General features: G+C 57.6%; 1 pseudogene. It reads left to right on the top strand.

Annotation, left to right across the window (positions count from 1 at the left end):
• Positions 1 to 194: pseudogene (locus ACSIPU_RS31330) on the top strand (VOC family protein); the annotation flags it as partial.
• Positions 195 to 276 lie beyond the last annotated feature (82 nt).

The following is a 276-nucleotide window of genomic DNA, read 5'->3' as shown; positions in this document are numbered from 1 at the left end:
ACTATCCGCAGCAGGCGGCATGGGAGGCACAGTGCGCAGCCATGGACGCCGCCGGATTTCTGCGCGTTACGGCGTTTAACCCTTACTGGGAGGTCAATGGCGTCACTTTCGTCGACCGGGACGGCTACCGCACGGTATTGCAAAACCGCGCCTGGGGCATGGTGTGTGATTCGTCGGGTATGGCGGCGAGCTGACGCTGAGCGAGGCGGGCGTTAAGCGCTGTAAAAGCAGTTATTTACATTCGTACAAATATCGTTCCCGTCGGTTAACGATAAA

Source organism: Klebsiella sp. HN106, from assembly GCF_051209435.1.
GTDB lineage: Bacteria > Pseudomonadota > Gammaproteobacteria > Enterobacterales > Enterobacteriaceae > Klebsiella > Klebsiella oxytoca.
This window is presented reverse-complemented; position numbering and strand designations above follow the sequence as displayed.